The organism is Aquabacterium sp. (genome assembly GCF_021768455.1).
Classification (GTDB): domain Bacteria; phylum Pseudomonadota; class Gammaproteobacteria; order Burkholderiales; family Burkholderiaceae_C; genus Aquabacterium.
Genome location: NZ_JAIZVX010000218.1, coordinates 1 through 4,779 on the forward strand (window position 1 = coordinate 1; position 4,779 = coordinate 4,779).

8 protein-coding genes are annotated in these 4,779 nt (G+C 66.9%); 1 reads left to right on the top strand and 7 read right to left on the bottom strand.

The genetic code is table 11. The features are described 5' to 3' along the window. From QZ994_RS18720 to QZ994_RS18745, 6 genes are all read right to left on the bottom strand, one after another. Nucleotides 1–714, bottom strand: a 714-nt coding sequence (locus tag QZ994_RS18720; RefSeq protein WP_290877249.1) for a DUF3379 family protein, incomplete at its 3' end; no start/stop codon positions are given. Further along, entirely contained in the window at nt 711–1,289 is a 579-nt protein-coding gene (locus tag QZ994_RS18725) for a sigma-70 family RNA polymerase sigma factor (protein WP_290877252.1), read from the bottom strand. The genes QZ994_RS18725 and QZ994_RS18720, both read right to left, overlap by 4 nt. Next, complete coding sequence (locus QZ994_RS18730) at nt 1,286–1,741, bottom strand: DoxX family protein (protein ID WP_290877255.1); 456 nt, start codon at nt 1,739–1,741, stop codon at nt 1,286–1,288. The genes QZ994_RS18725 and QZ994_RS18730 overlap by 4 nt, the downstream gene beginning before the upstream one ends. 27 nt (nt 1,742–1,768) lie before the next feature. Then, nucleotides 1,769–2,668, bottom strand: coding sequence for a DNA-binding domain-containing protein (locus QZ994_RS18735; protein ID WP_290877259.1), 900 nt, complete (start codon nt 2,666–2,668; stop codon nt 1,769–1,771). Beyond that, on the bottom strand, nt 2,665–3,546 hold the full coding sequence (locus QZ994_RS18740; RefSeq protein ID WP_290877262.1) for a DUF692 domain-containing protein: 882 nt from the start codon (nt 3,544–3,546) through the stop codon (nt 2,665–2,667). Before QZ994_RS18740 ends, QZ994_RS18735 begins: the two co-directional genes overlap by 4 nt. A gap of 5 nt (nt 3,547–3,551) precedes the next feature. Beyond that, nucleotides 3,552–3,827 (bottom strand): DUF2282 domain-containing protein, encoded by a 276-nt coding sequence (locus tag QZ994_RS18745; RefSeq protein ID WP_290877265.1) that lies wholly within the window; start codon nt 3,825–3,827, stop codon nt 3,552–3,554. Between the two features lie 191 nt (nt 3,828–4,018). Here QZ994_RS18745 and QZ994_RS18750 point away from each other — a divergent pair, with 191 nt between their 5' ends. Next, nucleotides 4,019–4,474 (top strand): DUF4148 domain-containing protein, encoded by a 456-nt coding sequence (locus QZ994_RS18750; RefSeq protein WP_290877267.1) that lies wholly within the window; start codon nt 4,019–4,021, stop codon nt 4,472–4,474. Between the two features lie 22 nt (nt 4,475–4,496). On the opposite strand, the gene QZ994_RS18755 is transcribed toward QZ994_RS18750, so the two are convergent. Beyond that, a partial coding sequence (locus QZ994_RS18755) for an efflux RND transporter permease subunit (RefSeq protein WP_290877270.1) occupies nt 4,497–4,779 on the bottom strand: 283 nt, incomplete at its 5' end.

Below are 4,779 nucleotides of genomic sequence, written 5' to 3' on the forward strand. Positions count from 1 at the left end.
CGACCAGGCCACCGCCGAAGCCAGCGCCTGGGCGGCTGACTTCGCCACGCCAGGGTCACGGGCCAGGGTGGCCACCATGCCGCCCACCAGGGGGCGCAACTCGCCTTGCCAGCCATCCACCGACAAGGGCAGCACCGCTTGCCCCCTGCGCGGCATCAGGAAGGCAACCACGTTCTGGCCTTGCCAGCGCAGCACCAGGTGTGCGGCCTCGCAATCGAGCAGTTGACACATGCCCCCCTGAACCACGGGTGGCAGCGCAGCAAGTTGGCGTGCGCCCAGGCGCGCCAGCAGGGCTTGAGCTTCTGCCGGGGCTCGGGGGTCGGGCGGCAGAAGGTGTGTCGGGTCTTCCTGAAAATGCCGAGTGACCACTTCGGCCCAATGTGAGGCATCGGGGGCTGCGCCTTGGTGACGCCACCAGAGGCTCCCGCCCAGGACGCCGGTGGTGCCCAAGGCCACCGACGCGGCAGTGGCCATGAAGCGGCGCTTGGAGGGCTGGGCAGGGCTGCCATTGGCTGCATCGGGCAGCGGCAACACGACCGGCCGCAAGCCGGGCGTTGGCGTACGTTCGACCGCACTGGCGATGTGCGACTGCTGTTTGAGCTGCCCCTGGAGCAAGGTTTGGCAAGCCGTGCATTGGGCCAGGTGGGTCTTCACATCATCAGGCAGGCGGTGCGGATCGGTGAGCACCGATCGGCGGGTTTGAGCGCAGTTCACGGGGCTCTCCTCTTGAGCGGCAAGACCACCGCGACGCGCGCCTGTTCGGGCGCTTTGGCGGCCTCGCCCAGGGCCTTGCGGGCCCTCAGCAATCGGTTGGCGATGGCGGTTTCGCTGGTGCCCAGCATGCGGGCCATCTCGTCGGTGGCGTAACCAAAGTAAGCCTGCAGCACCAGCACCTCGCGGTAGACGTCTGGCAGCCTGGCCAGACAGCGTTCGACGTCGAGTTGGTCTTCGACAGCATCGGGCCAGCAGGCCAGCTCGTCATCGCGCAAGGGCGCATCGGTGTCGTCCAGGCTCAAGGAAACCGATCTGGCCTGGGCGTTGTCGAGTTCGCGGAAGTACTCGCGGCGCAGGGTCGTGATCAGCCACGCTCGGGTGGATTGGGCCTCGCGCAAGGCAGCGAAGCCGCGCCAGCTGCGCAACAGCGTCTCTTGCACCAGGTCTTCGGCGCGATGCGGGTCTCGACACAGCCAGCGCGCGTAGCGGTACAGGTCGTCGGCGTGGGCCTGCACGAGGGAGGAGAAGTCGCGGTGATCCCCTGCGACCGACAGCGGAGGCGGCGGGTGGCTCATGAGGGGGCCTTGCGGTTCAGCCAGTGATCGATCGACAGCCGGCCTGCGCCGGTGCAGGCCAGCACCACGCACCACCATCCCCACAGGACATGGTCCTTGAGCCCGGCGTCGCTGATGTCGGGGTAGCTGATGGCCGCCACCGCGTTGAGCACGAACAGGCCTGCCGCAGAAAACCGGCTGAACAAACCGATCAGCAACAGGGCGGGCAAGACCAGTTCGCCACCCGTGCCCAACCAGGCGGCCAGCTCATGGGGAAGCACGGGCACGGCGTATTCGTGTTCGAACAGCATCAGGGTGCTGTCCCAGCTTTGGATCTTGAGCCAGCCTGATCGCAAGAACACATCGGCCAGCATCAGGCGCAAGGCCACGGCCAGCGCGTCCATGGCCCAAGGGGTCCACAAGGTTTGCCAGTGGGCGTGCTGACGCCAGAGGGTCTGGATGGTGCGGGGCATGGGTGTCTTCTGGGTGGATGTGTCCGCTCAACGCGGGGACTTGGAGTGCTGCAAGGGACACAGCAGGCCGTGTGACAGGCAGAGGTGAACTATGGTGTCGGGGCGCCAGGTCGGGTGGCTGGCAAGCACCTGCTGGGTGGCCGATTCGATGCTGGTGTCGGCGTTCAAGGCCTGAAGCCAGGCCAGCCCTTCGGCCTGCACGGGCAACAGCCGGCCGCCTTGCTGGATCAGGGCCGCGGGGGCATCGCCGGCCAGGGGCGCGTCTGTCGCCGAGCACGTCGGCGAGCATGTCGGTGCGGAGGCATCGGTCGGCAACCATTCGGCCTGCAGGTGCGCGGCCAGCCGGGTGAGCAAGGCTGTGCGATCGGTGGTCAGAGGCCAGAACCGCCACGGCTGCCGCAGGCGGGTGTGCGCAGCCATCCAGTCTGGCTGCGCCAGGTCACGCGCGGCGTCGGGCCAGGTCCAGGCGGGTTCGCTGTCCTGGCTGCGGACTTGGTCCAGCGCCCATTCCAGGCGAGCGAGCCACACCAGGTCGTCGGCGTCGGAGCGTTGGCTCGGTGCGGTGCATCCGGGCTCCGGGCGCTCCCGCTTGAGGTGCTCCGACAAAAGCTGAGGCAGCCATCCGCCATAGCCAGACAGGTCGCCGCAAGCCGGTGGCACCCGATGCAGGCCCTCAACCACCAGGCTGGCAAACCGCTGCGGCCCCAAGGCCTGGCGCACCGCTGGGTAGCTCAGGCTCAGCGCCGAGATGACGTTGGCGCGGATGTTGTTGATGTAGATGGCACCTGCCGCCTCCACGTGCCGCACACCGCCTTGCCAGGAGGCCCATGGGGACGTGAGGCCGGGCTTGAGCAAGGCCTGCATCCAGGCTCGCTGGACGCTGCCCCAGTCACTGGGCGCGCTGGCATCGATGGGGCGTGTGTTCATGCGGCGCGCTCCAGCACGCCGCCCGCCGCGGCACCTCTGCGAGACAGGGTCCTCAGGGCCCGCTCCGCCAGGTCCAGCAAGGTCTGAAGGGGTGGCAGGTCCTGGTCCCACTCCACGATGGTGGGCCTGGGCCCCACGGCGTCGATCGCCCTTTCGTAAAGTGACCAGACGGCCTCGGGCACCGTGTTGGCGTGGGTGTCGATCCACGCGCCATCGACCTCGGTGGGGCCACCCAGGTGCCATTGCGAGATGCTGGCGAAAGGCAACTTCGTCAACAAGGACCAGGCATCGTGCCCATGGTTGAGTTGGTTGACTTGCAGGTTGTTGAGGTCGACCAGCAGGGTGCAGCCGGTTCGTCGGGTCAGCTCGGTCAAGAAGCCGGCTTCGTCGAAGTCCGCCGCTGGTGGCATCAGGTAGGCCGAGATGTTCTCGACCGCGATGCTTCGCTGCAAGGCGTCTTGCGTGCGCTGCACGTTGGCGGCCACCGCGTGCAAGGCATCGCGCGAGAAAGGCATGGGGAGCAAGTCGGGCACGCAGGTGCCGTCGATGCGATTCCAGGCCAGGTGTTCGGACACCAGCAGGGGCTGGTAACGCTTCACCTGCTCGGCGACCTGTTGCAGGTGGTGGGCGTCCAGGCCGTCGGTCGAGCCCAGCGAGAGGCCCACCCCATGCAGCGAGAACGCATGGCGCTCGCGCAGGGTGTTCAGGCGAGCGTGGGCCACCGAGGGCAGGGCGAAGAGGTTTTCGGTGTGAAGCTCCAGCAGGCAGGGTGGCCCCTGATGGGCCAGCCAGTCAGGCAGGTGCGCGAACCGCAAACCGCATCCGTGCAGCGGCGTCGCCACCGCATTGGCGTGCGTGCCCTGTTCTTCGGTGGCCATGTGCATCAGCCCTTCTTGGCGGCCTTGACCAGCTTGCCGCCCACGATCTTGTCGCAGGTGCCGGTGGGCACGTAGACCCACTCTTCGGCGTCACCGTCCTTGGTGGCCTGGGCGGCGCACGCGTGCTTGCTGGTGCCGCAGTCGTTCTTGCCGGCTTTGGCGATGCCTGCGCACTTTTCCATGCCTTCCTTGGCGGCGTGGGCCGGCAGGGTGGCGGTGGCAGCGGCGGCGCAAAGCAGCGCCAGGGCGGACGACTTGAGCAGGGTGCGTGCATCGGTCATGTGGGTTTCCTTGAGATGACGCCGGAACAGCCCGGCACCTGATCAGACCGGGCGAGCCTGCGATTTCTCTCGCGTGGTTTGAAAAATCTTGGTGAAGCCCTTGGTTTGTGGGGTGGGGCGAGAGGTTTCACCGCAGCGAGCGGTCTGAGTGTTTGTCGGGGTCGTCCTGGCACACACTGAGGAAACATCACATGAAAGCACCCGTCCTGATCGCTTTGAGCACCCTGTTGGCCCTGGCTGCGGGCCTGAGCCACGCGCAAGGCAAAACGCGAGAAGCGGTCAAGGCTGAGCTGGCCGAAGCCGTTCGCATGGGCGACATCCCGCTTCTGGACAATGGCTTGACCCCGCGCGATCTGAACCCATCGGCCTACCCGGCACGGCCGGCGCCGGTTGGCAAGACCCGAGAGCAGGTCATGACCGAACTGGCAGAAGCCAAGCGCATGGGTGACTACCCCGTATTTGAGAATGGCCAAACGCCGAGGGAGGTGAATCCCTCGGCCTACCCGGCTCGCGCCACACCTGCGGGCAAAACGCGAGCGGAGGTGCAATCAGAATTGGCCAAAGCGATCCGCGTGGGTGATACGCCCTTGCTGGAAAACGGCATGACCCCTCGCGAGGTGAATCCGCATCTGTACCCCGCTCGCTGACGACGGGGCGCAGATACCATTGTCATCTTTGGAAAACACTCCCTGGCGGCATACCCCTGCGACGCATGAGCAGGTACGCCGCCGGGATCACGAACATCGACAGCAGCGGCGCCGTGATCATCCCCCCGACCATGGGCGCGGCGATGCGCTGCATGACCTCGGAGCCCGTGCCTGCCCCCCACATGATCGGCAGCAAACCCGCCAGAATCACTGCCACCGTCATGGCCTTGGGGCGCACGCGCAGCACGGCACCGTCACGGATGGCGTCCAGCAGGTCATCGACACTGACCTGGCCCTTGTCGATG

What these genes read in the sequence shown, in the direction of transcription:
- QZ994_RS18725 (WP_290877252.1), bottom strand. Translation starts at nt 1,289, where the DNA reads ATGAGCCACCCGCCGCCTCCGCTGTCGGTCGCAGGGGATCACCGCGAC.
- QZ994_RS18730 (WP_290877255.1), bottom strand. Translation starts at nt 1,741, where the DNA reads ATGCCCCGCACCATCCAGACCCTCTGGCGTCAGCACGCCCACTGGCAA.
- QZ994_RS18735 (WP_290877259.1), bottom strand. Translation starts at nt 2,668, where the DNA reads ATGAACACACGCCCCATCGATGCCAGCGCGCCCAGTGACTGGGGCAGC.
- QZ994_RS18740 (WP_290877262.1), bottom strand. Translation starts at nt 3,546, where the DNA reads ATGGCCACCGAAGAACAGGGCACGCACGCCAATGCGGTGGCGACGCCG.
- QZ994_RS18745 (WP_290877265.1), bottom strand. Translation starts at nt 3,827, where the DNA reads ATGACCGATGCACGCACCCTGCTCAAGTCGTCCGCCCTGGCGCTGCTT.
- QZ994_RS18750 (WP_290877267.1), top strand. Translation starts at nt 4,019, where the DNA reads ATGAAAGCACCCGTCCTGATCGCTTTGAGCACCCTGTTGGCCCTGGCT.